Annotated in this window: 25 protein-coding genes and 1 tRNA gene; 14 read left to right on the forward strand and 12 right to left on the reverse strand. The window is 34.4% G+C overall.

Going from position 1 to position 25,795, the window contains the following annotated elements:
• The first annotated feature begins 48 nt into the window (after window positions 1-48).
• Window positions 49-122, forward strand: a tRNA-Arg gene (locus ACJMLB_RS04550).
• A gap of 89 nt (window positions 123-211) precedes the next feature.
• Window positions 212-1,570: a tRNA pseudouridine(13) synthase TruD gene (gene truD / locus ACJMLB_RS04555; protein WP_405324018.1), complete on the forward strand. Its 1,359-nt coding sequence runs from the start codon at window positions 212-214 to the stop codon at window positions 1,568-1,570.
• A gap of 39 nt (window positions 1,571-1,609) precedes the next feature.
• On the opposite strand, the gene ACJMLB_RS04560 is transcribed toward truD, so the two are convergent.
• Genes ACJMLB_RS04560 through ACJMLB_RS04575 form a run of 4 tightly spaced genes read right to left on the reverse strand, consistent with a single transcriptional unit; the run spans window position 1,610 to window position 4,327 of the window.
• Window positions 1,610-1,948: a hypothetical protein gene (locus tag ACJMLB_RS04560; RefSeq protein WP_405324019.1), complete on the reverse strand. Its 339-nt coding sequence runs from the start codon at window positions 1,946-1,948 to the stop codon at window positions 1,610-1,612.
• Complete coding sequence (locus ACJMLB_RS04565; RefSeq protein ID WP_405324021.1) at window positions 1,930-2,190, reverse strand: TMEM175 family protein; 261 nt, start codon at window positions 2,188-2,190, stop codon at window positions 1,930-1,932. The genes ACJMLB_RS04560 and ACJMLB_RS04565 overlap by 19 nt, the downstream gene beginning before the upstream one ends.
• A 50-nt stretch (window positions 2,191-2,240) precedes the next feature.
• Window positions 2,241-3,455, reverse strand: a complete 1,215-nt coding sequence (locus tag ACJMLB_RS04570) for a cytosine permease (RefSeq protein ID WP_405324023.1) — start codon at window positions 3,453-3,455, stop codon at window positions 2,241-2,243.
• Window positions 3,456-3,481: 26 nt separating this feature from the next.
• On the reverse strand, window positions 3,482-4,327 hold the full coding sequence (locus ACJMLB_RS04575) for a pyridoxamine kinase (protein WP_295607317.1): 846 nt from the start codon (window positions 4,325-4,327) through the stop codon (window positions 3,482-3,484).
• A 261-nt stretch (window positions 4,328-4,588) separates the two neighbouring features.
• Here ACJMLB_RS04575 and ACJMLB_RS04580 point away from each other — a divergent pair, with 261 nt between their 5' ends.
• Both ACJMLB_RS04580 and ACJMLB_RS04585 read left to right on the forward strand, forming a co-directional pair.
• Window positions 4,589-4,978 carry a DUF126 domain-containing protein gene (locus ACJMLB_RS04580; RefSeq protein WP_292778628.1) on the forward strand — a complete coding sequence of 130 codons (390 nt, stop codon included), beginning with the start codon at window positions 4,589-4,591 and terminating at the stop codon, window positions 4,976-4,978.
• A 107-nt stretch (window positions 4,979-5,085) separates the two neighbouring features.
• Complete coding sequence (locus ACJMLB_RS04585) at window positions 5,086-6,324, forward strand: amidohydrolase family protein (RefSeq protein WP_405324025.1); 1,239 nt, start codon at window positions 5,086-5,088, stop codon at window positions 6,322-6,324.
• 89 nt (window positions 6,325-6,413) lie between these two features.
• Here the strand turns inward: ACJMLB_RS04585 and ACJMLB_RS04590 are convergent, their stop codons facing one another.
• Window positions 6,414-6,665 (reverse strand): hypothetical protein, encoded by a 252-nt coding sequence (locus tag ACJMLB_RS04590; protein ID WP_295607311.1) that lies wholly within the window; start codon window positions 6,663-6,665, stop codon window positions 6,414-6,416.
• Between the two features lie 227 nt (window positions 6,666-6,892).
• Between ACJMLB_RS04590 and ACJMLB_RS04595 the strand changes: the two genes are divergently transcribed.
• Both ACJMLB_RS04595 and ACJMLB_RS04600 read left to right on the forward strand, forming a co-directional pair.
• A complete protein-coding gene (locus ACJMLB_RS04595; RefSeq protein ID WP_298536871.1) occupies window positions 6,893-7,105 on the forward strand; it encodes a heavy-metal-associated domain-containing protein in 213 nt (70 codons plus the stop codon).
• Between the two features lie 127 nt (window positions 7,106-7,232).
• Window positions 7,233-9,713, forward strand: a complete 2,481-nt coding sequence (locus ACJMLB_RS04600; protein ID WP_405324028.1) for a heavy metal translocating P-type ATPase — start codon at window positions 7,233-7,235, stop codon at window positions 9,711-9,713.
• Between the two features lie 93 nt (window positions 9,714-9,806).
• On the opposite strand, the gene ACJMLB_RS04605 is transcribed toward ACJMLB_RS04600, so the two are convergent.
• Both ACJMLB_RS04605 and ACJMLB_RS04610 read right to left on the reverse strand, forming a co-directional pair.
• On the reverse strand, window positions 9,807-10,646 hold the full coding sequence (locus ACJMLB_RS04605; RefSeq protein ID WP_405324030.1) for a hypothetical protein: 840 nt from the start codon (window positions 10,644-10,646) through the stop codon (window positions 9,807-9,809).
• A 64-nt stretch (window positions 10,647-10,710) separates the two neighbouring features.
• A complete protein-coding gene (locus ACJMLB_RS04610; RefSeq protein ID WP_405324032.1) occupies window positions 10,711-12,189 on the reverse strand; it encodes a TrkH family potassium uptake protein in 1,479 nt (492 codons plus the stop codon).
• Between the two features lie 314 nt (window positions 12,190-12,503).
• On the opposite strand from ACJMLB_RS04610, the gene ACJMLB_RS04615 reads away from it, so the two are divergent.
• From ACJMLB_RS04615 to trpA, 7 genes are all read left to right on the forward strand, one after another.
• Window positions 12,504-14,147, forward strand: a complete 1,644-nt coding sequence (locus ACJMLB_RS04615) for an anthranilate synthase component I family protein (protein ID WP_405324034.1) — start codon at window positions 12,504-12,506, stop codon at window positions 14,145-14,147.
• A complete protein-coding gene (locus ACJMLB_RS04620) occupies window positions 14,144-14,713 on the forward strand; it encodes an anthranilate synthase component II (protein ID WP_405324036.1) in 570 nt (189 codons plus the stop codon). The genes ACJMLB_RS04615 and ACJMLB_RS04620 overlap by 4 nt, the downstream gene beginning before the upstream one ends.
• Before the next feature lie 97 nt (window positions 14,714-14,810).
• Window positions 14,811-15,818 (forward strand): anthranilate phosphoribosyltransferase, encoded by a 1,008-nt coding sequence (gene trpD, locus ACJMLB_RS04625; protein ID WP_405324038.1) that lies wholly within the window; start codon window positions 14,811-14,813, stop codon window positions 15,816-15,818.
• Window positions 15,819-15,847: 29 nt separating this feature from the next.
• Window positions 15,848-16,624 carry an indole-3-glycerol phosphate synthase TrpC gene (trpC, locus tag ACJMLB_RS04630; protein ID WP_405324040.1) on the forward strand — a complete coding sequence of 259 codons (777 nt, stop codon included), beginning with the start codon at window positions 15,848-15,850 and terminating at the stop codon, window positions 16,622-16,624.
• 14 nt (window positions 16,625-16,638) lie between these two features.
• Entirely contained in the window at window positions 16,639-17,280 is a 642-nt protein-coding gene (locus tag ACJMLB_RS04635; RefSeq protein ID WP_405324042.1) for a phosphoribosylanthranilate isomerase, read from the forward strand.
• A 46-nt stretch (window positions 17,281-17,326) separates the two neighbouring features.
• On the forward strand, window positions 17,327-18,511 hold the full coding sequence (gene trpB / locus ACJMLB_RS04640; RefSeq protein WP_405324044.1) for a tryptophan synthase subunit beta: 1,185 nt from the start codon (window positions 17,327-17,329) through the stop codon (window positions 18,509-18,511).
• An 18-nt stretch (window positions 18,512-18,529) separates the two neighbouring features.
• The gene (trpA, locus tag ACJMLB_RS04645) at window positions 18,530-19,315 is read left to right on the forward strand and encodes a tryptophan synthase subunit alpha (protein WP_405324046.1); all 786 of its coding nucleotides are present in this window, start codon (window positions 18,530-18,532) and stop codon (window positions 19,313-19,315) included.
• Window positions 19,316-19,446: 131 nt separating this feature from the next.
• On the opposite strand, the gene ACJMLB_RS04650 is transcribed toward trpA, so the two are convergent.
• The 5 genes from ACJMLB_RS04650 to ACJMLB_RS04670 all read right to left on the reverse strand — a co-directional run bounded on the left by ACJMLB_RS04650 (window position 19,447) and on the right by ACJMLB_RS04670 (window position 24,909).
• Window positions 19,447-20,811 carry an MATE family efflux transporter gene (locus tag ACJMLB_RS04650; protein WP_405324048.1) on the reverse strand — a complete coding sequence of 455 codons (1,365 nt, stop codon included), beginning with the start codon at window positions 20,809-20,811 and terminating at the stop codon, window positions 19,447-19,449.
• 47 nt (window positions 20,812-20,858) lie between these two features.
• Complete coding sequence (ung, locus tag ACJMLB_RS04655) at window positions 20,859-21,542, reverse strand: uracil-DNA glycosylase (RefSeq protein WP_405324050.1); 684 nt, start codon at window positions 21,540-21,542, stop codon at window positions 20,859-20,861.
• A 62-nt stretch (window positions 21,543-21,604) separates the two neighbouring features.
• Complete coding sequence (locus ACJMLB_RS04660) at window positions 21,605-22,714, reverse strand: acyltransferase (protein ID WP_405324052.1); 1,110 nt, start codon at window positions 22,712-22,714, stop codon at window positions 21,605-21,607.
• Between the two features lie 95 nt (window positions 22,715-22,809).
• Window positions 22,810-23,547 (reverse strand): NAD(P)H-dependent oxidoreductase, encoded by a 738-nt coding sequence (locus ACJMLB_RS04665; RefSeq protein ID WP_405324054.1) that lies wholly within the window; start codon window positions 23,545-23,547, stop codon window positions 22,810-22,812.
• 21 nt (window positions 23,548-23,568) lie between these two features.
• Window positions 23,569-24,909: a GNAT family N-acetyltransferase gene (locus ACJMLB_RS04670; protein ID WP_405324055.1), complete on the reverse strand. Its 1,341-nt coding sequence runs from the start codon at window positions 24,907-24,909 to the stop codon at window positions 23,569-23,571.
• A 247-nt stretch (window positions 24,910-25,156) separates the two neighbouring features.
• On the opposite strand from ACJMLB_RS04670, the gene ACJMLB_RS04675 reads away from it, so the two are divergent.
• Window positions 25,157-25,783 (forward strand): sister chromatid cohesion protein PDS5, encoded by a 627-nt coding sequence (locus ACJMLB_RS04675; RefSeq protein ID WP_405324057.1) that lies wholly within the window; start codon window positions 25,157-25,159, stop codon window positions 25,781-25,783.
• Window positions 25,784-25,795: the final 12 nt, after the last annotated feature.

A 25,795-nucleotide genomic window follows, 5' to 3' on the forward strand; every position in this document is an offset into this window, starting at 1 on the left:
TAAGAGAATTAATCTTTTTCATATTTAAACTATTTTTCATTTGTTCCTGCCCTGGTGGTGTAGCTTGGATAACACGTGGGACTGCGGATCCCATTCCCCGGGTTCAAATCCCGGCCAGGGCATTTTTTATATTTAATAACTGATTTTAACTTTTTTAAGGAATTAATAAATCATTAATTTGGATTATTATTTTTATTTTCGAGGAATGGCTATGCTTAATGCAAATACTTATGTAACAAAGGAAGAAGGTATCGGTGGAACAATAAGAAACAGATGGGAAGACTTTTATGTAGAGGAAATCCCTGAAGTTATTCCAGATGGAGAAGGTCCAAACATTTACATTTGGATTGAAAAATTAGGAAGAACAACGCTTGATGTTTTGCTTGACATTGCAAGAGACCTTCATATTGACAGAAAAAGAATGGGTTTTGCAGGAATGAAGGACAAGAAAGCCATTACTCGCCAATGGATCTGCATAGCAAATATGGATTCTGAAGAGCAGTTCAATCAAGTCAAGGCATTGGAAGGAACCATTCATAACACTGAATTCCTAAAGGTAGTTAGAGGAAGGAAAAAGCTAAGAATGGGCCAATTAAAAGGCAACAAATTTAGAATCCTGGTAAAAGATATTGATGGAATGGACTCCGAAGAAGCTGAAGAAAGAAGATTGGCTATTGAAGATGCAGGTAAAAGAGCAGATGCCATTTTAAAGACCCTTGAGAAAACAGGTGTTCCTAATTATTTCGGTTGGCAAAGATTCGGTAAGCCAAGAACCAACACTCATTTGGTTGGAGAGGCTCTCATTCAAAATGACTTGAAGGAAGCAGTTAGAAGATATATTGGCAATCCTTCCCTAGAAGAAGGTGAAGAAGCTAGAGCAGCTCGTCAAGCTTACGATGATGGAGAATGGGAAAAGTCATTGGAATTGATGCATCCTGGAATGCGTTATGAAAAGATGATGCTTAAGGTCCTCATCAAGGAAGAAAAAAGAGCTATTAGAAAGATTGCTGAAAAGGAAGGAATCGAACTGGAAGAAGTAGACAAATCTCAAGTGGAATTGTCAGATAAGGCTTATAAGAATGCAATTCATGCACTTCCAAAGCCACTTCAAAGAATGTTTGTTCATGCTTACCAATCATTCTTATTCAATGCTGCAGTAAGTGAAAGGGTAGCTATGGGAATGGACAAATACATTGAAGGAGATATCGTTATAGATAAGGAAGAAAGGATAGTTCGAGACAAGACCAATGAAGAGTTTCAGGAAATGGTGTCTTCCTTTGAAATAAACCAGACCTGTCCATTGTATGGTACAAAAGTTCCATTTGCTGGTGGAGAAGTAGGTAAGATGGAAGAGGCTATATTGGACAGTTATGGATTGACAAAAGCTGATTTTGAAGTTCCTAAAATGCCTCGTTTAGGAAGCCATGGTTTAAGAAGAGCTATGAGATTTCAGGTATGGGATGCAAGTGCTAAAGCTGTGGAAGATGGTGTAATGTGCGAGTTTTCCATTGACAAGGGTTCCTATGCAACTGCAGTATTAAGGGAAGTAATGAAAAAGGATGTTTATTAATTCACTACATGATTTGAGAGCAAAACTATTTTTTTTTATTCATGCTTTCAAAGAGGAATATAATGACCTAATAATTGTAATCAAGCAACAGATAATGATTGCAATAGGATATCCAAGTAGTGCTATAATGAATCCAACAATGAATATTGCAAATGGAATGTACAATGCTTCTCTGATATTCAATGCTCTTTTTAAGTATTCTTCGTTTTCCTGATTTATTTCAAGCAAGGATTTTGCCATATAATATAAAATCATGTCAACGATAATAAAATCAAGACCGTATAATACTTGTGGAATAAGCTCATTTGGATGATTTGCAACGAAGATTGTCAAATAAGGAATCAATGAGAATACAAACATCAATAAGATGTTTTCCAAATGATTTTAGTATTGATTCTATCAACATGATTGTAGATTAAATGATGGTATTGCCAAAGGTTAGCACATACTAAAAAACTTATTAAATATGCAAAATAAGAGGTTTTCAAAGCCCAAATTGATGCAAGGGATGCAGTTGCCGGTTGTGGCAATTCCAAAACGAGTACAGTTACAATAATTGCAATGATTGCATCATAAAAGGCTTCGAGCCTACCTGTTTCCATAAAATTTTCTTCAGCCATAATTATAATTTTTTTATTATAACTATTTATATATTTGTAATCTGCTGGTTTTAGCTTTCAATTAAATTTGGCTGAGACCTATTTTTCACCAAAACACCAATATAAGCCAGTGCAGCTGATACGATTATGGCAAGTAATGTTGGACCTAATGGAATTGAATCAAGTCCCACAGTCAATTGATACACGATAAAACCTGCAAACCATGCAAACATATTCCAGTACCAAGTCCTTGCGTTTCCAGTCTCTTCTTTTGAAATGAAGAATGAAACCAAAAGCACTGCAGCCATAGGTGCGAACACTGATGCGATAAGATATAAAAATCCAATGTAATGGTCCATGATTCCTGAAATGGCAAGTACACAACTTAATATGCTCACTACAACTCCAGCTATTCTTGGATTTATCTTATTGACGATAGCTTTTGCAGATTCTCCTGCTGAATTTGCTGCTACAAAGTTGGATGTTACAGTTGAAAGCACTAGGATAATCACTCCTGTAGCTCCAAGACCTGCCATAAGTATTGATTGTGCAATGCTTGTTGTTCCTATTCCAACAATTTGCATACCTAAAATGTACATCCAAAGGCTTGCTATAGTGTATGCAACTGCAGAAATCATAGTTCCATTTATCGGATTTTCAACATCCTTAGTATAGTCTGAAATTACAGGGAGCCATGAGATTGGCATAGCTATAGATATTTCAAAAATGTTCCAAAAGCTCAGTGCTGTGGATTTTGCACTTGTGATTGATGCAATAGGCAATGCATTTGAAATGTCTCCTCCCAATAGCTTAAAGGATAGGATTGCCAGCAATATTGTAAGCACCACCATCATTACAGTGGTTACTTTTGATAAATGGTAAAGTCCAACATAAACCCATATTGCAATGATTAGAGAGAGGATTATGCATGTTAGAGTGAAGGATATAGGTAAATTCAAACCCATCATTGCCGCTGCACCTTGAGCATTCAGCACAGCTACCCATGCTATAAGCTGCATCACATTCAATGAGGAAAAGAATTTGGATCCAAAACTTCCAAAAGTGGATTTGATTGTCTCCATTGCATTCACTCGTAGACGTGCACCGACTAAGCCGGTAAAAAATAGCAATATCCCACCTATAATGTGTCCAAGCACCAATGGAAGCCAAATGGAATCAATTGGAGATGAAGAAGCAAGTTGTATCCCTGCTTCTATTTCTGAAACAGAGACTGCAACCCCAAACCAGATAACTCCATTTGAAAAAAGGCCAGTACGATTTTCCATAGTATTCCACTTTAAAATTAGTTAATTTAAATTGTTTTTAATAGATCATACAGTTCTGGAATTGCTTGTTCAAATTTAACTCCATAGGTATGAGTCTTATCCCCAATTGTTTTTTCAATTGCCTTTTTAGTAAATTCTCCAGCCACTTTTGCTGCAGATGAAGGGGATTTTCCTAACATTACAGATCCTACAAATGATGAAGCAAAGACATCGCCTGTACCATGAGAAACATAATTTACCTTGTCATTATACACCATATCAATGGTATTTTCCTGTTTGTCTAAAACAATCATTCCCATTTCATCATTATCATTTTCGTATCCTTTTAGGATAACATATCTTTTAGTGAATTGTGCTAGTTCTTTAGCCATTTCAAGCATTTCCTCTTTTGAAAATGTTTCTTTCCAAGGTTTGTGAAGTATATAACAAGCTTCAGTTGTGTTAGGGAGAATGTAATCTCCTAATTTACAAAGCTCTCCCATTGCATCTGCGAATTTCTGGTCAAATCCATTGTAGAATTCTCCATGGTCTGCCATAGCAGGGTCAACGAAGACCAGTCCATTGTCATTTAATCTTGAGTCTATAATGTCTTTAATGTAATCCAATTGTTCTTGTGATGCAATAAAACCAGTATAAATTGCATCAAAGGATATTCCTTCCTTTTCCCAATGTTTTCTAATTTCAGGAAGGTCTTCAGTCAAGTCTCTCACAGTGAAGTCTGTGAAACCTGAAGTGTGTGTAGATAGAACAGCAGAAGGAAGAACTGCAGTTTCTATTCCAAAAGCAGAAATTACAGGAAGTGCAACAGTTATTGAGCACTGCCCATAGCATGAAATATCTTGAATAGTTAAAATTTTTGTTGTTTTACTCATTTTTTCAAACCTCATCTCATTTTAATAATTACAGTTAATTAGTATTTTATTTTTAGTATATAATAATTTTCGTAATTAACTTAGTTAATTCTCAAATAATAATTTATAACAATTGTTATATACATTAGAGTATATAAATATTTGTTATAGGGTACAAAAAGATACAATACCTGAATTTTAAAAATTTTTATAATAGAATTAATAAACTAATTATGATTAATGTTAATTTTTAAATAATTATTTATTTTCATATGTGATTTTATGATTGAATGCAGAAATATTTCTAAAGGAAAAGCAGAAGGGGAATTAATTGTATCTAGTGAGGCTATCAGTTTTTTAGGTGGGGTTGACCCTGAAACTGGTGTAGTCATTGACCCAAATCATGAACTCAAAGGAGAATCCATTAAGGATAAAGTCCTTTTCATTCCTGGCGGAAAAGGTTCAACTGTTGGATCTTATGTAATATTCCAGATGATGAAAAACAACACAGCTCCTAAAGCAATTATTTGCCTAAAAGCTGAACCGATTATAGCAACTGGTGCAATCATGTCTGACATTCCAATGGTTGATTCTCCATCAAGCGTTGAAGAATTGGTAAATGGACAAATGGTTGAAGTAGACAGTGATAACGGTAAAATAACTTTATTATAATTAATTTAATTTATTTAATTTATTTATTTTTTTAATTTATTTTGCACAGATAATTAGTTGGATTATTTTTATTGATTATTTTATATTGATTTATTAGAGATGAAAAGATGTCTTCTATTTATATTAAAAATGTAAACATTATAAATCCTTTTAGTGAGGAAGCTCTTGAAGAGCGTCATGTTTTAATCGAAAATGGCCGAATTAAGTCATTGCATACAGAGGAATCTTCCCTTTACAAAGACCATATTGTAATAGATGGGGAAGATAACTATCTTTTGCCAGGTTTTATAGACTCACATGCTCATATCATGGCAAATGGATTTCATAAAGAGGATATAATGAAAAATCCTCTTGCATATTACTTTTACAATGCAGTTTCCAATATGAAGGCAACAATTGATGCAGGAGTAACCACTGTACGTGACACAGGACTTGCAGACATTGGAGTAAAAATGGCACAGGAAAGGAAGATTTTTCCAGCTCCAAGATTGAATATTTCAATAAAGCCTTTAGCCATTACAGGAGGACATTTTGACCATTATCTGAATTCAGGATTTGATATGGAAATTGGATATCCTGGTTTTCCAGTAGGAACTTGTGATGGAGTGGAAGGTGTTTTAAGAAAAACCCGTGAAGTCATAAGGGCACGTGCAGATTTCATTAAAATCATGGCAAGCGGAGGCATTCTGTCCCCATACACTTCTCCAGACATTGCACAATTCAATAAGAAAGAGCTTAAAGCAATTGTTGATGAGGCAGAAAATCATAACTTGAAAGTGGTGGCTCATTGTCACAGTTTGGAAGGAATTGAAAGATGTGCAAAGGCAGGGGTGAAATCCATTGAACATGGTACTTTCATTGATAAGAAGACTTCACAGCTACTTGCCAAAAAGAGGATGTATCTAACTCCAACACTGGTTGTTCATCACACACTAATTAAGGAAGGTTTCCCTGTTTGGGATAATTTTGCAGATGACAAGGTAAAAAAACTTAAAGAAGTTGTTAAAATACAAAAGGAAAACATCGCTACAGCTTATGAAGAGGGAGTGAGTTTCCTAATGGGTTCTGACTGCGGTGTAATAAACCATGGAAGAAACCTCGGTGAGTTGAAATACCTTGTTGATGTAGGATTAAGTCCTCTTGAAGCTATTCAAGCAGGTACCATTGAAGGTGCAAGATTCTTCAATCAGGAAAATGACTTAGGTTCCATTGAAGTAGGTAAAATAGCTGATATGATTATTGTAAAAGAGAATCCAATTGATAAAATTGAGTCTTTAGAAAATAATGATAATATTTTGACTGTAATTCAAGATGGAGAAATCCTAAAGCATAATCCTATTTTTTAAGCAGCTTAAAAAGAGTTTTTTAAATAGGGATGAAGTTAAAATCAGAAAAATAACTTATTTTTTTAAAAAAATAAGAGATAATAAAATTATTATCTCTTAAAAATTCCTTTAATTTTGTCCAAGATACCAGTAGTAGTAAGAACAGTCACACCGATAGCGTAAATGTCTTTAGCTCTTGCTTTATCTACTCCTAGTTTCTCAGCAATCAAGTTAACTATCACGTCTTCCGCTCCACCACCTGCGGTGAAGTTTTGTGCAAAAATATCGCTAACGATATTTCCTTGGTCTTCTGTCAAGTTAGCTTGCTTCATAAGTTCTTGAATAAGATCTGCGTTAGGCATGATAAAATATATGTAATTATTTATATTTAATACCATACTATTTTTTTAATATGATGGTATTTTTCTATTTTTATGAATTGTTTTCAATTTATTTATAAATTCTTGAATATTGTTTAAAATACTATTTATAAGATATTTAGGCATACCAAAACTTTATATTATGTTTCGATATATATAATTATATAAAACAATAATAGATTATATATTAAGAATTTAAAGGTGAAAATATGGCAATCGATAAAAAAGAAGTAAAAGTCGTCGGAATGCACTGTCCTTCATGTGCAAAAGCAGTTGAACTTTGCATGATGGATTTGGATGGTGTAGAATCTGCTGTTGTAGATTTAGACGCTAATAAAGTGGAAGTTGAATACGATAGTGAAAAAGTATCTGATGTTGACTTAGCAGGTGCTGTTAAGGAAGCAGGATTTGATGTAGAATAATTTAAATGGTTTTTTAAACTATTTTTTTATTTTCATTATTTTTTTTCGTTCATATTCAGATAATTTATTTATAATTTTATTAATTTCAAAAACTAATTTTTTTAGATGATTAATTGGGAGGAGTAATATGGCTCAAAAAGAATTGGATATTCCAGTGGATGGCATGCACTGTTCATCCTGCTCATTGCTTGTTGAAAAATCACTGGGAAAGCTTGATGAAGTGGAATCCATCAATGTGGATTTAAATACCAACAAGGCACATATGGTTTTGAATGACAAGATTTCTCCTGATGTAATCGATAAAACCGTCGAATCTGTGGGATTTACAGTTCCAAAAGAGGAAGTTGTCATTCAGATTGATGGAATGCATTGTGCATCATGTGTAAACAATGTTGAGAGGTTCCTTCCACGTGTAGATGGTGTTGTAGAGGCAAATGCCAACTTGTCCAATCAAAAAGTCACCATAAAGTACTATAGGGATATGCTTAATCTCAAGGAGATTCAAAAGACCATTGAAATGTTAGGATTTGAATATCTTGGCCTTGATGGTGAACTTGATGTGATGGATGAAGAGGAAAGATACCAAAAGGATCTAAAAGGCAAATTATATAGGATCATCGTAGGTCTTGTATTTGCAGCAATCTTAATGGCTATAATGCACTTCCATATAATGCTTCCTCCACTCACTATGGGTCAACTTTCATTGATTATAGCTATTTTCCCATTTTGTTATGTAAGCTATCCAATTTTAAAGGCAGGATGGAATTCCCTTAAGCATAAAAACTTGGATATGGATGTAATGTATTCAATGGGTATTCTCGTAGCATTTGTATCAAGTGTATTGGGTACTTTTGGCATTGTTCTCGATTCAAGTTTCATGTTTTATGAATCTGCAGTGATGTTACCTTCCTTCTTGACAATAGGTCGTTATCTTGAAGCAAGGGCTAAAAGAAAAACCTCCTCTTCAATCAAAGAGCTTATTGGTTTACAACCAAAAACAGCTACTTTATTAACTGTTGATGCAGAAGGAAATCCAGTTGAAAAGGAGATAGATATTGAAGATATCAATATCGGTGACATCTTGCTTGTTAAGCCTGGTGAAAAGATTCCAGCAGACTCCATTGTAGTTGATGGTGAAAGCTATGTTGATGAGGCTATGATTACAGGGGAGCCTGTTCCTAAGCTTAAAAAAGCAGGGATTGATGTTTTTTCAGGAACAATCAATCAGGATGGGGCCTTAAAGATTGAAGCGCAAAAGATTGGTTCAGAAACAGTTTTATCTCAAATCATTCAACTTGTGGAAAAGGCACAAGGGTCTAAACCTCCTGTGCAAAGGCTTGCAAATAAGATAGTCACATGGTTCATACCGGTTATTTTGACAATAGCTATCATTGTATTCCTGTTATGGTACTTTGTTGCAGGTTCAGGCTTGCTGTTTGCACTCACATGTCTCATATCTGTACTTGTTGTGGCATGTCCATGTTCATTGGGTCTCGCTACTCCAACAGCAGTTACTGTAGGTGTTGGAAGGGCAGCTGAATACGGCATACTAATTAAAAATGGGGAAACATTGGAAAGCTCTAAGGATGTTGATGTATGTGTATTTGACAAGACAGGTACAATCACTGAAGGAAAACCTGAAGTGGCAGACATTGAAAGCTTTGACATGGATGAAAACAAATTCCTTCAAATATTGTCAAGTGTTGAAAACAATTCAAACCACCCAATAGCTAAATCCATATTAAATAGGTTCAAAGCAGAAAATATCAAATTGGCAAATGACGGAAAAGAAGACCTTCAATTATTGGATGTCGATGGCTTTGAAAATGTTACAGGCAAAGGTTTAAAGGCAAATGTATCCATTGATGGTATTAATTCCCCAGTTCTTGCAGGAAACCTTAAGCTTATGGAATCTGAAGGAGTGGAAGTTAGCGAAGAAGTCTTGAATAAGTTCAATGATTTTGTTTCTGATGCAAAAACAACAATTGTAATGGCAGTAAATGGTGAAGTCAAGGGAATCATCACTTTAATGGATAAGATTAAAGGTAGTTCCAAATCAGCTATTAATCACTTGCATAAGATGGGCATTGAAACCTATATGCTTACAGGAGACAATGAAAAAACCGCTTCTACTGTGGCAAATGCAGTTGGAATTGACAATATAATGGCAAATGTGCTCCCTAATGACAAGCTCGATAAGGTGCAAGAACTTCAAAAAGAAGGAAAAAGAGTCTTGTTTGTTGGAGATGGAATCAATGATGCTCCCGCATTATCCCAAGCGGATGTTGGTGTAGCTATGGGCAATGGTACAGACATTGCTATGGAAAGCGGGGATATTGTCATTATGGAAGGAGATCTTGAAAATGTGGTGGCTTCAATACAGTTCTCTAAAAAGGTCATGACAAGAATCAAGGAAAACCTATTCTGGGCATTTGCATATAATATGATACTTGTTCCTGTAGCTGCAGGTATACTTTATCCTATTTGGGGCATAGTTTTCCGTCCAGAATGGGCAGGTCTAGCTATGGCATTAAGTTCAGTTACAGTAATTAGTTTGTCACTATTGCTTAAACGTTATGTGCCACCAATTAAAAAACAAGTTGCTTAGTTATTTCATTGTTTAATTAATCGAACTTTTAATTAAATGGATGGAATTTTATTTTCTATTTTTTAATCTTATTTTTATTATTCTTATTTTTTATTAATCATCTTTTTTTAAATCATCAGCATTTTCATCGTTATTGTTTTTGATTAGCTCTTCCAATTCTTCAAATCTCTTATTGAAGTGTCTTGAGAGAAGTGCTGTGGTTAATGTTGCAGTACCTACTCCTGATAGGATATATCCTCCCCAAACAAGGAATAGGCTATTCAATTTACCTATAGGGGTGTCTCCTAATACAGCATAACCATTACTTGTGAATGCATTTGAAACCATTACCAATGAGTCTAATAAATTTTTTCCTTCTGCAAAGGAGGTAAAAATAAAACTTACAAATACAAGTCCAAATAACAATAAGATACTTATTCCCAATCCATTTGATTCAGTGAAATGAATGAATTTGCCATAATAGACTTTAATTACATAAGCCAATCCTATAAAGTGGACAGCTAATAATATCACTAATAATATTGCAGGGTCATCAAGGGTAGAGTGTAGCAATGAAGATAGGGGGATTAAGAATATCATGATTATTTTTTCTGTTAGGGTATCTTTTTTAATTGCCAAACAGCATATCAATGATACAAGGACATCATAGAAAATAAAATGCCTGTAAAAGTCATCTGATGACCAAAACACTAAGGAATAAAGGATATCTACAAAACAAAGTGTTATGATGATGAGATAAAAGACTTGTTTCAATGTTTGAGTCTCTTCTTTAGGCAAATATTCTGTTGAGTTCAATAATCTCTTATGCCTATTTCTCTTGAGATATTTGAGTATATATGAACTCACTAAATAAAGTCCAAAGAAAAATGCAATTCCTAAAATTATGTATATTATTTGTATAGCCATGTATGCGAGTTGTGTTTCACTAACCATTAATTTTCCCCACTTAACTTCTCAATACTAATAATTATGATTTTATGAGTAATTAACTTATGTATTATCTTAAGTTAATTATTCTTCTGAACTTTCTTTTAGCTAATTTTAAGCTTTGGTCAAATGTTCTGAATCCTAATTGTATTGTAAGTAAAATAGGGATGATTTCCAATCTTCCTATCCACATTAGGAATATTAGCATTATTTTTGGGAGTGTAGCTAAGCTTCCATTTATCATGCCTGTGCTTAATCCAACGTTACCTATTGTAGATGTCACATCAAACAATGAATTGATTGGATCATTTGTATAGAAAGTCATAATTATCCATGATACAATCAAAAACATCAGATAAACTGATATATAGGATGAAGCTTCTTTTATTTCACTTTGAGTAAATGTTCTGTTGGCTATTTTTGTATTCACGACCCTTTTAGGAGCAATTACATTTGTAACGGTAAGGTTTATGCCTCTAAGGAATGTAATTACCCTAATTATCTTTACAGCACCTACAGTTGATCCGGAAGAACCGCCCATCACCATCAATACCATTATGATAATCAATGAAGCAGGGGCCCAGGAAGCCAATTCACTGGAACTTGCAATATTTGCACCTGTTGTTGTCACTGCTGAGACTATATGGAATATTACATTCATTGGAGCCATGTGAGTTATTGCAGCAATTAATATTCCGCTGATTATGATGCTTAAAATGATTGCTTGGAATTGTATATCTTTTATTATGGATTTTCCCTTTGTCTTGACTATCTTATAATGGACTGCAAAACTTGTAGCTCCCAATAGCATTAGGATCATTGTGATCAAATAGACAAGATTGCTGTTATAGAATCCCACATTCGCATTCTTTATTGACATTCCTCCAGTGGAAATGGTGGTAAATGTAAGATTTACGGAGTCAAAAAGAGGGAGTCCCGCTAAAATGTATAGTATGATACCGAATAATGTGTAAATAAGGTATATCTCAATTGTTTTTCTAAGAGTATTCTTAATGTTTGGCCTGATCTTATCGTCTCTTGCCTCTGATTTATACAATTTGAAAGCGGAAGTTCCAGGTTTGATGAGAAGGCTAATGAAAATAATTACTACTCCTAATCCTCCGATCCACTGTTCAAGGCTTCTTAAAAATAGTATTGATTTTGGCAACACTTCCACATCATTGAACATGGTCAATCCACTTCCAGTCCATGCGGAAACGTTTTCAAAAAAAGCGTCTATAAATGAAATGTCCAACATCAGCATCATTATGATGGCGCCTACAAATCCTGCCCATAGCCAAGCGACACTTGATATGAACATTCCATGCTTGAATTTAAGCTTATCGTACTGCTTAAACTTTTCAGCAAATAAAAAACCTAATCCAATTGATAGCGCTGGTGGAATCAAGCCAATAATGTATGAATGTTCAAGGTAGTAAAGGTCGATGAATATTGGTAGCATCAATATTGCACCTATTCCCACCATAATATATCCAAGATAATGCAAGATGATTTTTATATCTTGTCGTGATAAGTAATTTATCCTCATAATTCCACCTTAATAATTAATGGATTTGGACTGGATTTTTAATGAATTCATTCCTTAATTTGCTTTTTTATCATATTATAAAATAAATGAATTAAAAATTAAATCAATTATTTTTAAAAAGATTTATCTTTTTAAAAGTATATTGAATAATGTTTATAATTATATTAAAAGATTATTTAAATTTTTTTATTGATTCACTCATTTTCAAGATATTAAAATAATGTACATTTTTATACAACAAAGATTTAAATAGTACATTACACATAATAAAGTATACATTATTAAAATATATAATAGTATAAAGGAGATTAAAAGTGTTTTTCCCTAATATTGAAGAAGCAAAAGAAATAGCTAAGGACCCTTCATATAAAAGGATTCCAATCAGCTACGAGATATTTTCAGATACAAAAACTTCCATTGAAGTTTTAAGAAGACTTAGGATCTTAAGCAATCATTGCTACATGCTTGAAAGTGTAGAGGATTCTAAAAATTGGGGAAGATACAGTTTCTTAGGTTTCAATCCTATTCTTGAAATTACCTGTCAAGACGGCAATCTCTCCATTAAAGGCAAGTCAAGTTTCAGTGATTGTGGAATAGAAGATGATGAAGAGAAATGCTTTAAAGTCAAAACTGATAATCCTGGAGAGTATATAAGAGAAATTGTGGAAGAGAACAAATCCCCAAAGATTGAAGGGATGCCTCCTTTTTCAGGAGGGCTTGTAGGCTATTTCTCTTATGATTACATTAAATACAGTGAACCTTCACTTATCTTGGATGCACAGAATCAGGATGCATTCAAGGATGTTGATTTGATGCTTTTTGATAAGGTAATTGCATTTGACAATTTTAAGCAAAAGATTATTGTCATTGTGAATATGGAAATAAATGAAAGTCAAAGTTCCATTGAAGAAAACTATGCTGAAGCATGCAAATCCATTTTGGACATAGTGGATATCATTAAGGCAGATAATATTGTGGATTTGCTTGACGATGATTTCAATCATCATTTAACCAATAAGAAGACATTGGAAGCTAGCCAAGAAATGAAGGAAATAGATTCCTTGGAAGAGATAGATAAGATTAAAAAGGAAATTACCAAGCATTTGCCTATTGAACTCAAATCAGATTTCAGATACTTGTTTTCAAAAGATGAATACTGCGAGATGGTGGAAAAGGCAAAGGATTACATTACAGAAGGAGACATATTCCAAGTTGTTCTGTCAAATAGGATTGAAGCGGATATTGAAGGAAGCCTATTTGATGTTTATAGGGTGTTAAGAACTACAAACCCATCTCCTTATATGTTCTATTTCTCAAGTGATGACATAGAGATTGCAGGTGCAAGTCCTGAAACCCTTGTAAAGCTTGTTGACAATCAGGTCTACACTTTCCCTCTTGCAGGAACAAGGCCAAGAGGAAAAACAGATGAAGAGGACAGATTATTGGAAGAGGACTTGCTTGCTGATGAAAAGGAATTGGCTGAACATAATATGCTGGTTGACCTCGGAAGAAATGACATTGGTAAAATAAGTGAAATTGGATCTGTTAAGGTAAATCGATATATGGATATTGTAAGGTTCTCCCATGTGATGCATATAGGATCAACTGTTGAAGGAATTCTAAGAGAGAATTATGACTACTTATCTACAATTGATTCAATCCTTCCTGCGGGCACATTATCCGGAGCCCCAAAGATAAGGGCTTGTGAGATTATCAATGAGCTTGAAGACAATAAGAGAGGAATCTATGGTGGAGCTATTGGATACATCGATTTGACAGGCAATCTAGACACTTGCATTGCAATCAGGATTGCCTTTGCAAGGGACAAAAAGGTTTTCATAAGAGTTGGTGCAGGCATTGTTGCAGACAGTGTTCCTGAGAATGAATTTGTAGAATGCAATAATAAGGCAAGGGCAGTTATGGATGCTTTAAGAATGGCAAATGGGGGGATTGAATGATTCTGCTTATAGACAATTATGACAGCTTTTCATATAATCTATTCCAATTGATTGGTGAAGTCAATCCGGATATAATGGTTTTTAGGAATGACAAAATTAGCATTGATGAAATAAGGGCTTTGAATCCTGAAGCAATCATATTGTCTCCAGGTCCTGGAAGATGTGAAAATGCAGGGATCTGCATAGATATAGTTAAGGAATTACACAGTGAAATTCCAATCTTGGGGGTCTGTTTAGGCCATCAGGCAATCTGCACAGCATTTGGAGCTAAGGTTTCCTATGCAAAAAGACTGATGCATGGAAAATCTTCAAGAATTTCCTTAGATTCCGATTCCATTTTTGTAGGGTTGCCAAATGAGATAAGCGTTGGAAGATATCATTCCTTAAGCCTGTTGGAGGATACCCTTCCAGATTCATTGAAAATCATATCCAAATCAGAGGAGGATGGTGAAGTCATGGCTGTAAAGCATAAGGAATTTGATGTTTATGGGCTACAATTTCACCCAGAATCAATATTGACACCAGATGGATTAACAATTATAGAGAATTTTTTAAATAAGGTATAGTGATTGATTGTTTAACAAATATTATTTTAAATAAAGAATAGTAAAACTGATTAATTGAAGACATTAGAATTTTTAAAAAGCAAGAAAAGGGATTTTTATGATTAAAGAAGCAATTTTAAAGGTATATAAACATGAGGATTTAACTTATGAGGAAGCTTATGATACAATGGATGAGATCATGAGCGGAAAGGCAAGTGAAGTTCAAATGAGCGCATACTTAACAGCAATGTCAATGAAAGGTGAAACCATTGATGAAATCACAGCATCTGCTGAAGCTATGAGGGCTCACTGTGTAAGGTTATTGAATGATGAGGAAGTCTTGGAAATTGTTGGAACTGGAGGAGATGGTTCAAATACATTCAATATTTCCACTACCTCGTCTATTGTAATTTCAGCTGCAGGTGTTCCAGTGGCAAAGCATGGAAACAGATCTGCTTCAAGCAAATGTGGGGCAGCAGATGTGTTGGAGGCATTGGGTGTCAATATTAATATAAGTCCTGAGAAAAGCTTAAGCTGCCTAAAGGAAATAAACTTGTGTTTCCTATTTGCGCAAAACTATCATCTCTCAATGAAATATGTTGCAGGAGTGCGTAAAGAACTTTCAATCAGGACAATATTCAATATTTTAGGACCATTGACAAGTCCTGCAGGTGCTTCAATGGAAGTGTTAGGGGTGTATGAAAGGGAACTTTTGGAGCCTCTTACAGATGTTTTGAAAAATTTAGGGGTTAAATCTGCAATGGTTGTCTATGGAATGGATGTGATGGATGAGATTTCAGCAAGTGACAAGACTGCAGTATGTGAGCTTAAAGATGGCAAGACAAGGACATATGAGCTTTCTCCAGAGGACTTCGGCATGACCATTTCATCTAAGGAAGACCTTGTTGGTGGCGATGCAAAGGAAAATGCAGAAATCACATTAGCTGTGTTGAACGGAGAAAGAGGTCCAAGAAGAAATGCAGTCCTTTTAAATTCAGCTGCAGGATTGTATGTTGCAGGGAAAGTGGATTCATTGGAAGATGGAATCAAGTTAGCTGAAGAGGTAATTGACTCAGGCAAGGCATTGAATCAGCTTGAAAGATTCATTGAAGTTACAAATAGATAAATACCTTAGCTTACTAATAGATGATTAATATGCTGGAAAAGATTGTTGCAAAGACTGAAGAGAGATTAGTTGAAGCAAAGAGGAATATGTCTTTAGTTCAATTGAAAGAAGAAGTGTCAAAACTGGATATCAAAGACGATTTTCCTTTCAAAGAAGCTTTGAAAGATCCTGAAATTGCAATTATTGCTGAAGTCAAAAAGGCTTCACCTTCAAAAGGACTTATTGCAGAGGATTTTGATTATATTGGAATAGCAAAGGAATATGAGAGAGCAGGAGCTTCTGCAATATCCGTTTTGACAGAGCCATATTTTTTCAAAGGATCTAACGATTTTCTGTATGAAATTTCTGAAAATGTCCAGATTCCACTTTTAAGGAAGGACTTTACAATAGATGAGTATATGATTTATGAAGCTAAATCATTAGGTGCTTCCGCTATTCTTTTGATAGTTTCAATATTGGATGATGTTCAATTGAAGAGATATTTGGATTTGGCTCATGAGTTGGGCCTTTCAGCCATTGTTGAAACTCATGATGCAAATGAAATCAGAACTGCAATTGATGCTGGTGCAGAGATAATTGGAGTGAACAATAGAAATTTAGCGGACTTTACAGTTGATATCAATAATAGCGTTAAGTTACGCAGATTAGTTAGTGATGATATATTATTTATTTCTGAAAGTGGAATAAAAACCGCTGAAGATGTTAGAAGATTAAAGGAAAACAATGTTGATGCAGTTTTGATTGGTGAAACCTTAATGAAAAGTGATGATAAAAAAGCTATGATTTTGGAGTTGAAGAACGCTTAATTTGGAGTTGGAAAATGGTTAGGCTTAAGATTTGTGGAATGAGAAGGTCTGAAGATATAGAAATGGCAAATAGGTATAAGCCAGATTACATCGGATTTGTTTTTGCAGATAGTCCACGTAAGGTATCCTATGAACAGGCTAAGGAATTGTCAGAGCTTTTGAGTGATGCGATTGTTCCTGTAGGGGTTTTTGTAAATGAGCATATGGAGCTTATTGTTGACTTATTCAAGGATGGAATAATCGAAATGGCTCAACTTCATGGAGATGAAGATGAAAAGTATATAAGGAATCTAAAAGATAAATCAATTGAAGAAACTGGAAAACAAATACCTGTTATAAATGCAATTGAAATAAAAGAGGGTGCTGATTATAATGATGAGCTATTGAAGTGGCGAGATTCAGCATCTGACTACTTTATTTTAGACAGTGGAAAAGGGTCTGGCAAAACATTTGACTGGAGTCTAATAGATAAAGAGAGCGAATTCTTTAAGAATTCCATTTTTTTAGCTGGAGGGCTGAACAGTGAAAATTTGGCTTTAGCTATTGAGGAATTCAATCCGTTTGCAGTTGACTTAAGCAGTTCTGTTGAAACGGATGGATTTAAGGATGAAGAGAAAATCGAGGAAATCATTGAAATTATGGAAAATTATAGATAATACTAATTACTAATAAATATTTGAATTTTTAAATTGGGGATAAAACATGAGTAGAGGAAGATTTGGAGTTCATGGTGGACAATACATGTCTGAAACATTGATGAATGAACTCCTGAACTTAGAAGAACAATATAATCATTTTAAGGAAGATCCTGAATTTGTAGAGGAATTGAACACTCTATTGAAGGAATATGCAGGAAGGCCTTCCTTATTGTACTATGCAAAGAGAATGACAGAGGACATTGGAGGAGCTAAGATTTATCTTAAGCGTGAAGACTTGAACCATACTGGTGCTCACAAAATAAACAATGTGCTTGGCCAATGTCTCCTTGCTAAAAAGATGGGAAAGACCAGAGTCATTGCAGAAACCGGTGCAGGTCAGCATGGAGTTGCTACAGCTACTGCAGCTGCACTTCTTGGAATGGAATGTGAAGTTTTCATGGGTGAAGAGGACACCAAGCGTCAAGCATTGAATGTATTTAGAATGGAACTTCTCGGAGCTAAAGTTCATACCGTAACAACCGGTTCAAAAGTGCTTAAGGATGCAGTGAATGATGCATTCAGAGAATGGATTTCAAGAGTTGATGACACTCATTATGTAATTGGTTCAACAATGGGCCCACACCCATTTCCAACAATCGTAAGGGATTTCCAAGCGGTAATCAGTGAGGAAATTAAGGAGCAAATCTTGGAGCTTGAAGGAAAATTGCCAGATATGGTTATAGCTTGTGTTGGTGGTGGAAGCAATGCTATGGGAGCATTCTACAATTTCTTGGAAGATGAAGATGTAAAGCTCGTAGGAGTGGAAGCTGCAGGAAAGGGAATTGATACTGAATTCCATGCAGCAACAATCGCTAAAGGAGAACTTGGAATTTTCCATGGTATGAAATCCTATTTCTGTCAAGGAAATTATGGTCAGATTTCTCCAGTTTACTCAATCTCTGCAGGACTTGATTATCCAGGAATCGGTCCTGAACATGCATATTTGCATGATATTGGAAGGGCAGAATATGTAAGTGCTACCGATGATGAGGCAGTTGAGGCATTTGAATACTTGTCAAGGATGGAAGGAATCATTCCAGCTATTGAATCATCTCATGCAATAGCCCATGCCATGAGAATTGCAGGGGATATGGATAAGGATGATATAATTGTAATCAATGTATCTGGCCGTGGAGATAAGGATGTAGCAGCTATTGCTCGCTATAAAGGAGTTGAATTATACGAATAATTGTAGGGAGGTTTAAAAATGAGTGATAAGAAAGATATAAAGATTGCTGATGCATTCAAGGATGGAAAGGCTTTCATAGGATTCTTGACTGCAGGAGACCCTACAATTGAAAAGACTGTAGAATATGTATTGGCTATGGAAGAGGCCGGATGTGACTTGGTTGAGATAGGAATTCCCTTTTCAGATCCTGTAGCTGAGGGGCCTGTCATTCAGGAGGCAAATATAAGAGCGCTTTCAAACAATACAAATACTGATGATGTTTTTGAGGCAATCAGGCAAATTAGGGAAAAGTCAGATGTTCCATTGGTGTTCTTGACATATATTAATCCAGTATTTTACTATGGCTATGACAAGTTCTTCAAGAGATGTCAGGAATTGAATGTCTGTGGAATCATTTCACCAGACCTTCCCTATGATGAAAAGGATGAGATTCTTGAAGTGACTCAAAAGTATGGCATTGATATAATCAGCTTGATTGCACCTACTTCAAAAGAACGTATTCAAATGATTGCAAGGGAAGCAAGCGGTTTTATTTACGTTGTTTCATCATTAGGAGTCACTGGAATGAGAAATGAGATTAGAACTGACTTAAAATCCATTTTAGATGATATTAAGGAAGTTACTGACGTTCCGGCTGCAGTTGGATTTGGTATCAATACTCCGGAACAAGCAGAAAATATTGCAAAAGTGGCTGATGGTGTTATTGTAGGAAGTGCAATTGTTAACATTATTGCAGAGTATGGAGAAAATGCAAAAGAGCCTCTCCAAAACTATGTTAAATCAATGAAAGATGCAATTTCCTAACATCTTTCTTTAATATTTTTTATACTTATTTTCTTTCAATTTTTTATTCTTATTTTTTAGTTTTTTTATCTTATTTTTTTAAAATTTAATAATTTTTTTCTTTTGTTTGCAGTTAATTTATTGTGTGATGATCAAGTGCCAAATTCCTCTCTCACTTTCTTGATTGTGAATCTTGCAAAGGCGAAGTTTAAAATACTTGCAAGGATTCTTCCTGTTGCAAGACCTGTCCAAATACCAACAAGACCCCATCCTAATACTATTCCTAAGGTGTATGTTGCGGTAACAGTAAAGATAACCTCTCTGATGATTGTCCACATCAAGCTTATGGTTCCCTTACCCATTCCTTGATAGAGGAAACTTGAAGTCATTCCTGCTCCAGTTAGCGGTAGGCAAAGGCTGGCTATTCTTAAGAATCTTGTAATCTCTGGAACCAAAGCAGCTGTTTCTTTTGTGTATGCAAACAATGTTGCAAGCTGTGGTGCAAATGCAATCAATATTATTGTTACAGCAGTTCCAAATGCTATTCCAAATTTAACTCCATATAAGTGGGCTCTTGATAGGTAATCACCATTTTTAGCACCATATGCACTTCCTGAAACTGCAGCTACTGCACTACCAATAGCTGTAAGGGGCATTATTGCAAATAGGTATAATCTTTGGCCTGAAGTGAATGATGCAATACCGTATTCTCCCCCAATTGTTGAGATGAACACCAGATATAAGCTTACAGCAAGGGACATCATGAACATGTCCATTGATGCGGGTATACCTACTTTCAAGATGTCTTTAGCTATTTTGGAATCGAATTTAAACTCTTTTAAGTTGACATTCACATAGGTGTTCTTTTTGATGAGTATCCAGTATAGGATTACTGATGCAGATCCAAGAGCACTGACAATTGTTGCAAGGGATGCTCCTGCAGAACCTAAACCTAATACATAAATGAAAAGAGGATCAAGAATGGCATTAAGGGTTACAGAGACAATCATTGCATACATTGCTCTTTTCATATCTCCTTCACCACGAAGGATACCGCTTCCTCCGTTACCGAACATGAATGCAATAAGACCTAAAAATAGAGGAGTTCCATATTTAATCCCTTCAGCAAGGTTTTGGCCGCTTGCTCCATAAATCCTAAGCAAAGGTTCCTGAACAGATAATAGGATTACAGTAAGAAGGATTGATGCAACTAAAAATATCAAAAGAGCATGTGCTGCAGATTTGTTAGCGCCTTCATGGTTTTTGGCCCCTACAAAACGACTAATGCTGCTTGTAGCACCACTTCCAAGACCTACGCTTACACCATTCAATATCATGAAAATAGGTGTTACAAAACCGATTCCAGCTATTGCAGCCTGTCCAAGCCCTGCTACCCAAATACCATCTATGATATTGTATGATGCTGTTAGAAGCATTGATATCATGATAGGAATAGCAAGCTTTTTAACTGCTATTTCCGGTGCTCCTCTCATTAACTCTACATTTTTATTTGCCATATTAATCCACATTTATAATAATTATTCTTTTATTTATTTCTAATTATTTAAATCAGTTTTTGTTGTTTCGGCTTAATCTGCCAATCAATCTCCTCTAAACTGTTTTCCTTGAGGAATTCATTAGCTAATTTGAAATGATTGCATCCAAAGAATCCTCTTCTTGCAGAGAATGGGCTTGGATGAGATGATGTAAGCACTAAATGATTAGGATTTGTAATCAATTCCTTTTTGAGTTCTGCCTGTTTTCCCCACAATAGAAATGCAATAGCTTGATCTTGATTGTTGAGTATTTGAATCACATTGTCTGTAAAGGTCTGCCATCCGCATTTGCTGTGTGAATTTGCATTACCCTCTTCAACGGTGAGTACAGTATTGAGTAGGAATACTCCTTGCTTAGCCCAGGATTCAAGGCATCCTGAATCTGGAATCGGATAGCCGTATTCGGATTCTATTTCCTTGAAGATATTTTTCAGAGACCTTGGGATTGGATGGCCTTCGGGTGTTGAGAATGCAAGCCCATGTGCCTGTCCTTCTTCATGATAAGGGTCTTGACCTAAGATTACCACCTTTACATTGTCTATTGGACATAGCTTAAATGCATTGAATATTTCCTCTTTTGGCGGATAGATTGTTTTAGTTTTGTATTCTGCTTCTACAAATTCTTTTATTTTTAGGAAGTATTCCTTTTTAAATTCCTCTTCTAAAACATTATCCCAACTGTTTCCAATCATAAAATCACTTATTTAATTTTAAGTTTTTATTATTTCTTATTAAATTCCTTATTTTAAGATAGTTATTTCTTTCCAGTTACCTTATCCAAATAAGGAATCTTGTCTATAATTGATAGAATTGCTAAGCTGATTGCTGTTGTAATAATCACTAAAACAGGTATCCAAATCAAGGAACTGCCTTGAGTGAAATTGATGAATTTTATTAAATTGATTTTTATGCAATATAAGACCAAGTAATGAATAAGATAAATTCCATAACTGTAATTGCTTATTGTTGTAAATGCATTTCCTAATCTATTATTTTCCATATCAATGAATGATTTGGTCTTGGATAGGTATTTAAATAGCAAAAATGCATTTGCAGACATGAATAGTATCAATAGATTGAAATAGCTTAATCTAACGAATTGATGCACTAAATGAGACCTTGGAACTACAAAACAGAATATGTACCAAAGGTAAGATCCAACAAAGAGAAATGCTGTGATTGCTATAAGGTATTTCTTATCTATTCTTTTTTCCAAAAAGTCACATTTTGCCAAGAAGTAGCCAATTATTATATAAGCCAGGAAAGAAATGTAATAGGTTAATTTTGGAGTGTATGGATTGATTATGTGGTAATGACTCAATCCAATGTAAATTAGAGAAAGTATTGCCAAAATTGTGATGAATTTCTTATTGAAATCATTGATGTTGACATTTATTTGCATCACTTTATTTATTAGGAATATTCCAACATAAGCTATTATAATCATCCAAACGAACCAGAAATGAACTCCTAATGTTCCTGCTGTTCCAAAGAATATCTTAAGTGCATTATCAAGGTTAAATCCATGGCTCATTATGCTTGTAAACATTATATAAATCAATACCCAAAACAGGAAAGGTATGAATAATCTTGATAATCTCTTTTTAAAAAATTTTATTAAAGTGTCTTTTTTACCTAAGAGCAAGGCTCCACTAAGCATTACAAATATAGGGATTGAAAAATCTCTAAAACAGTCAAAGAATACGGAAATATAAAGATTAGGACTATTTATATCCCTTGATACGTATGAGACTGATACATGGCAAAATACAATTCCAATTATTGCCAATGCTCTAAGTACATCGTAATAGAATATTCTTTTAGATGGGGTTTTAGACAAAACAGTGTTTTTAGATTGATTCATAGGATTACCAAGAATTATTTTTTTCAATAATCTTTATATTTTTAAAGACTTTAATAATTTTCTAGTATGATACTTGCCTTTTAATTTAGAGCATTTTATTTCATCACTTTTTTAAGTATGGAAAACATTATTTTTGCAACGGCCTTCTTCAATATTCCCAAGTTTACATTTGGAGCGAAATCATAATTTACCAAGCCGGTGCTTTCCCAGTATTTCGCATCAGCTTCTATCGGGTCTTCGGTTAATGCCATGGCTCTCCATACATTGTAGAATATTATATCCATAATCTTTGGGGAGTGGAGTTTCTTGGAGCATACATCCTTATGGAACTTTTGAGAGACCTTGTTTATTTTGTCCCTATTGATGTCATCCTTTCCTCCACAGGCATATGTTATCTTATAGTTTTTATTGAATCCCCAATGCCTTAAGTTTTCATCGATGTATTTTGCAACATCCTTTTGACCTGCTCCTGCTGTAGATACAACGATCAATGCTTTCTTGTCAAAGAATTCTGGCCTATGGTATAGATAAGCTGTATGGTCGAAGAAGTTCTTAAGGAGTCCTGTAACATTCATTGCATAAACTGGGCTTGTTATTATAAGTCCATCTGCCCATTTGATCTTCTCTATAATTGCTTGCACAATCTCATTATGAGGGCAATGGTCTTCACCTTCCATAAAGCATTTAAAGCAGCCATTGCACATTGGCAGTTTGGCTTTCATCAATTGAATTTCTTCAAATTCTGCATCTTCTCCTAAATTGCTTTTAGCTTGCTTTACCATGCTCCATGTATTTTTCTTTCTTGGAGATCCATTGATTATAACGTATTTCATTGTTACACCTATTAAAATAATTTATATGTCTAATTGTCCTTCAAGGACCTTTTTTTCTTTATATTCAAAGTTTTTATCAAATTCATCCACATTCTTTTCATCAACATCAAAGACTTTCGGATTGTAGAATATTCCCTTATCAAAATCCAGATTTTTGATAATATTCTCATTGCCATTTAATATCCTTATCATGAAAAATGGATTTTCATCTTCAGTGTCTGTTCCTTCAAGGTAAATATTGTATTTTGATGCACTTTCAAAACCAAATCTGCTGTAGTAATTCTCATCTCCTATTACAAAAACAAATGGTATGCCCATTTCTTCTGCGAGATTTAAAGTATGTCTTATTAATTTGGAACCATAGCCATGACTTTGATATTTGGAATCTATAGCTATTGGCCCAAGGACAGTTGCCTTTTTTCTTCCTTCACTGACTTTAATGTCTACTCCATATCTATTTTTCCTATAAATATTCAAGCTTCCATTTGAATAGTTTATATGGCCTATGATTTTATCATTTTTCTCTATTATGTATGCCAAGTCCTTAATGAAACTGGAGTCATTTCTTAAGTTATGGACTATGTAATGCTCATAAGCTCCTGGGCGATAAACGTTCCAAAATGCATCCCTTACAAGATTTTCAACTTTTAGATAGTCCTTTTCCTCTTCCAATCTGATTGTTTCATTGTAGGATTCATCATTTTCCCTATTTTCTAAATCACAATCCTTGCCATTATACTCATCACCTATCTTGACAGAATTAAAGAGAATCTTCATATGATTTGTTGTTCTTCTTTCGAAATCAATTAGGAATTTCTCATCATCTTCAGGATAGTTTATTATGAAATGTTCATACAATAGGAACAATCCATAGTAATAGAATGATTCTGCGAGCTGCTTTATGTCAGCGTCCTTCTTGATGAAATTCATTTCTTTCATTAGATTAAAGAGGTCTTCCCAGCCATTGATTGCATATCCTATAATTGCTTCCTTTACAAATTTCTTTATCTTTTCGTTATGATAGGATTCAACAAGGAATATCCTTGTAATTTTCATCATCTTCTCTTCAGAGAGCTTTGAGATGAATCTATTGCTTCCTTCCTTATAGAAATGGTCAAAATCCATATTCAGATTTTCCTTAGGTTGCATTACAGGAGCCTCTTCCTTTAGCATTTCGTTAATGTAATAGCTTAATATGGATTCTAATATTGATTCCTTGCTTTGATAGTGATTATAAATGGAGCTTTCCTTTATTCCAACTTCCTTAGCTATTTGGCGTATGGAAACTCCATCATATCCATATTGGGAGAATAGTTCTATGGAAACATCAAATATCTTTTCTTTTGTATTCTTTTTAGCCATTTTTATCAGTTTAAATCATTTAATAGTTTTAAAAATAAAATTATTATAAACTAACACTTGTTAGTTGAATTCAATTTTATTATATTGGAATTGATATATAAAACTAACGATTGTTAGTATATTTTTTAGATACTAATTTTTAGATATTACATTTTTTTAAATATTTTGAAAATAGATATTTTTAAATATCTTCTTTTAAAGAATTTTATTAGTCAAAATTATTAGTCAAAATAAGGAAAATAATAAAATGTCAAATAATACAGATAATGAAATACTAAATGAATTAAGAGAATTAACAAATGATAAGGGTAACTGGAAAGCAAATATCAATGATGTTGCACTTAAGTTGAATGATGGTTATTCTGGTGCTGTAAAAGCAAAGGCATTATGGCTTCTTGGCGAAATGGGTTTGAAGTATCCAAGAGAAATAGAATCTCATGTTAATGACATTGCTAGTTACTTAGAGGATGATGATTCTAAATTGAGAGAAAGATCTGCTAATGCGATTGGAAGGATAGGTAGGGCAGATAAGGATTTAGTAATTGTTCATATGGATAAATTGATGAAAATGAAAGATGATGAATCCTCTAATGTGAGGCATGCATTCATTTGGGCTTGTGAGAATATCGCTACAAATGCGCCAGACTTATTCTGCGATAAACTGGATATCTTTTTTGAAATGATTTCAGATTCTGAAGATAAAGTTAGGATAGAAGCACCTGAAATGTTTAGGGTGATTGGAAAAACAAGACCGAATTGTGTAGGACCTTACTTGAAAAAGCTGGAATATTTTGCAGAGAATGATGAAAACCGCATTGTTCGCATTCACAGTGCTGGTGCAATCAGAATTACAAAAAAGGCATTGGAACAATGAGTTTTAGGGCAT

The sequence above is a fragment of the Methanobrevibacter sp. genome, assembly GCF_045114555.1.
In the GTDB taxonomy this organism is placed as follows: Archaea; Methanobacteriota; Methanobacteria; order Methanobacteriales; family Methanobacteriaceae; genus Methanobrevibacter.

Coding starts and splice junctions, on each gene's coding strand:
- ACJMLB_RS04600 (WP_405324028.1), top strand. CDS start 7,233: ATGGCTCAAAAAGAATTGGATATTCCAGTGGATGGCATGCACTGTTCA.
- trpC (WP_405324040.1), top strand. CDS start 15,848: ATGCTGGAAAAGATTGTTGCAAAGACTGAAGAGAGATTAGTTGAAGCA.
- ACJMLB_RS04660 (WP_405324052.1), bottom strand. CDS start 22,714: ATGAATCAATCTAAAAACACTGTTTTGTCTAAAACCCCATCTAAAAGA.
- ACJMLB_RS04665 (WP_405324054.1), bottom strand. CDS start 23,547: ATGAAATACGTTATAATCAATGGATCTCCAAGAAAGAAAAATACATGG.
- ACJMLB_RS04575 (WP_295607317.1), bottom strand. CDS start 4,327: ATGAGTAAAACAACAAAAATTTTAACTATTCAAGATATTTCATGCTAT.
- trpD (WP_405324038.1), top strand. CDS start 14,811: ATGATTAAAGAAGCAATTTTAAAGGTATATAAACATGAGGATTTAACT.
- trpA (WP_405324046.1), top strand. CDS start 18,530: ATGAGTGATAAGAAAGATATAAAGATTGCTGATGCATTCAAGGATGGA.
- trpB (WP_405324044.1), top strand. CDS start 17,327: ATGAGTAGAGGAAGATTTGGAGTTCATGGTGGACAATACATGTCTGAA.
- truD (WP_405324018.1), top strand. CDS start 212: ATGCTTAATGCAAATACTTATGTAACAAAGGAAGAAGGTATCGGTGGA.
- ACJMLB_RS04620 (WP_405324036.1), top strand. CDS start 14,144: ATGATTCTGCTTATAGACAATTATGACAGCTTTTCATATAATCTATTC.
- ACJMLB_RS04585 (WP_405324025.1), top strand. CDS start 5,086: ATGTCTTCTATTTATATTAAAAATGTAAACATTATAAATCCTTTTAGT.
- ACJMLB_RS04595 (WP_298536871.1), top strand. CDS start 6,893: ATGGCAATCGATAAAAAAGAAGTAAAAGTCGTCGGAATGCACTGTCCT.
- ACJMLB_RS04650 (WP_405324048.1), bottom strand. CDS start 20,811: ATGGCAAATAAAAATGTAGAGTTAATGAGAGGAGCACCGGAAATAGCA.
- ACJMLB_RS04670 (WP_405324055.1), bottom strand. CDS start 24,909: ATGGCTAAAAAGAATACAAAAGAAAAGATATTTGATGTTTCCATAGAA.
- ACJMLB_RS04675 (WP_405324057.1), top strand. CDS start 25,157: ATGTCAAATAATACAGATAATGAAATACTAAATGAATTAAGAGAATTA.
- ACJMLB_RS04570 (WP_405324023.1), bottom strand. CDS start 3,455: ATGGAAAATCGTACTGGCCTTTTTTCAAATGGAGTTATCTGGTTTGGG.
- ACJMLB_RS04610 (WP_405324032.1), bottom strand. CDS start 12,189: ATGAGGATAAATTACTTATCACGACAAGATATAAAAATCATCTTGCAT.
- ACJMLB_RS04565 (WP_405324021.1), bottom strand. CDS start 2,190: ATGGCTGAAGAAAATTTTATGGAAACAGGTAGGCTCGAAGCCTTTTAT.
- ACJMLB_RS04590 (WP_295607311.1), bottom strand. CDS start 6,665: ATGCCTAACGCAGATCTTATTCAAGAACTTATGAAGCAAGCTAACTTG.
- ACJMLB_RS04580 (WP_292778628.1), top strand. CDS start 4,589: ATGATTGAATGCAGAAATATTTCTAAAGGAAAAGCAGAAGGGGAATTA.
- ung (WP_405324050.1), bottom strand. CDS start 21,542: ATGATTGGAAACAGTTGGGATAATGTTTTAGAAGAGGAATTTAAAAAG.
- ACJMLB_RS04635 (WP_405324042.1), top strand. CDS start 16,639: ATGGTTAGGCTTAAGATTTGTGGAATGAGAAGGTCTGAAGATATAGAA.
- ACJMLB_RS04605 (WP_405324030.1), bottom strand. CDS start 10,646: ATGGTTAGTGAAACACAACTCGCATACATGGCTATACAAATAATATAC.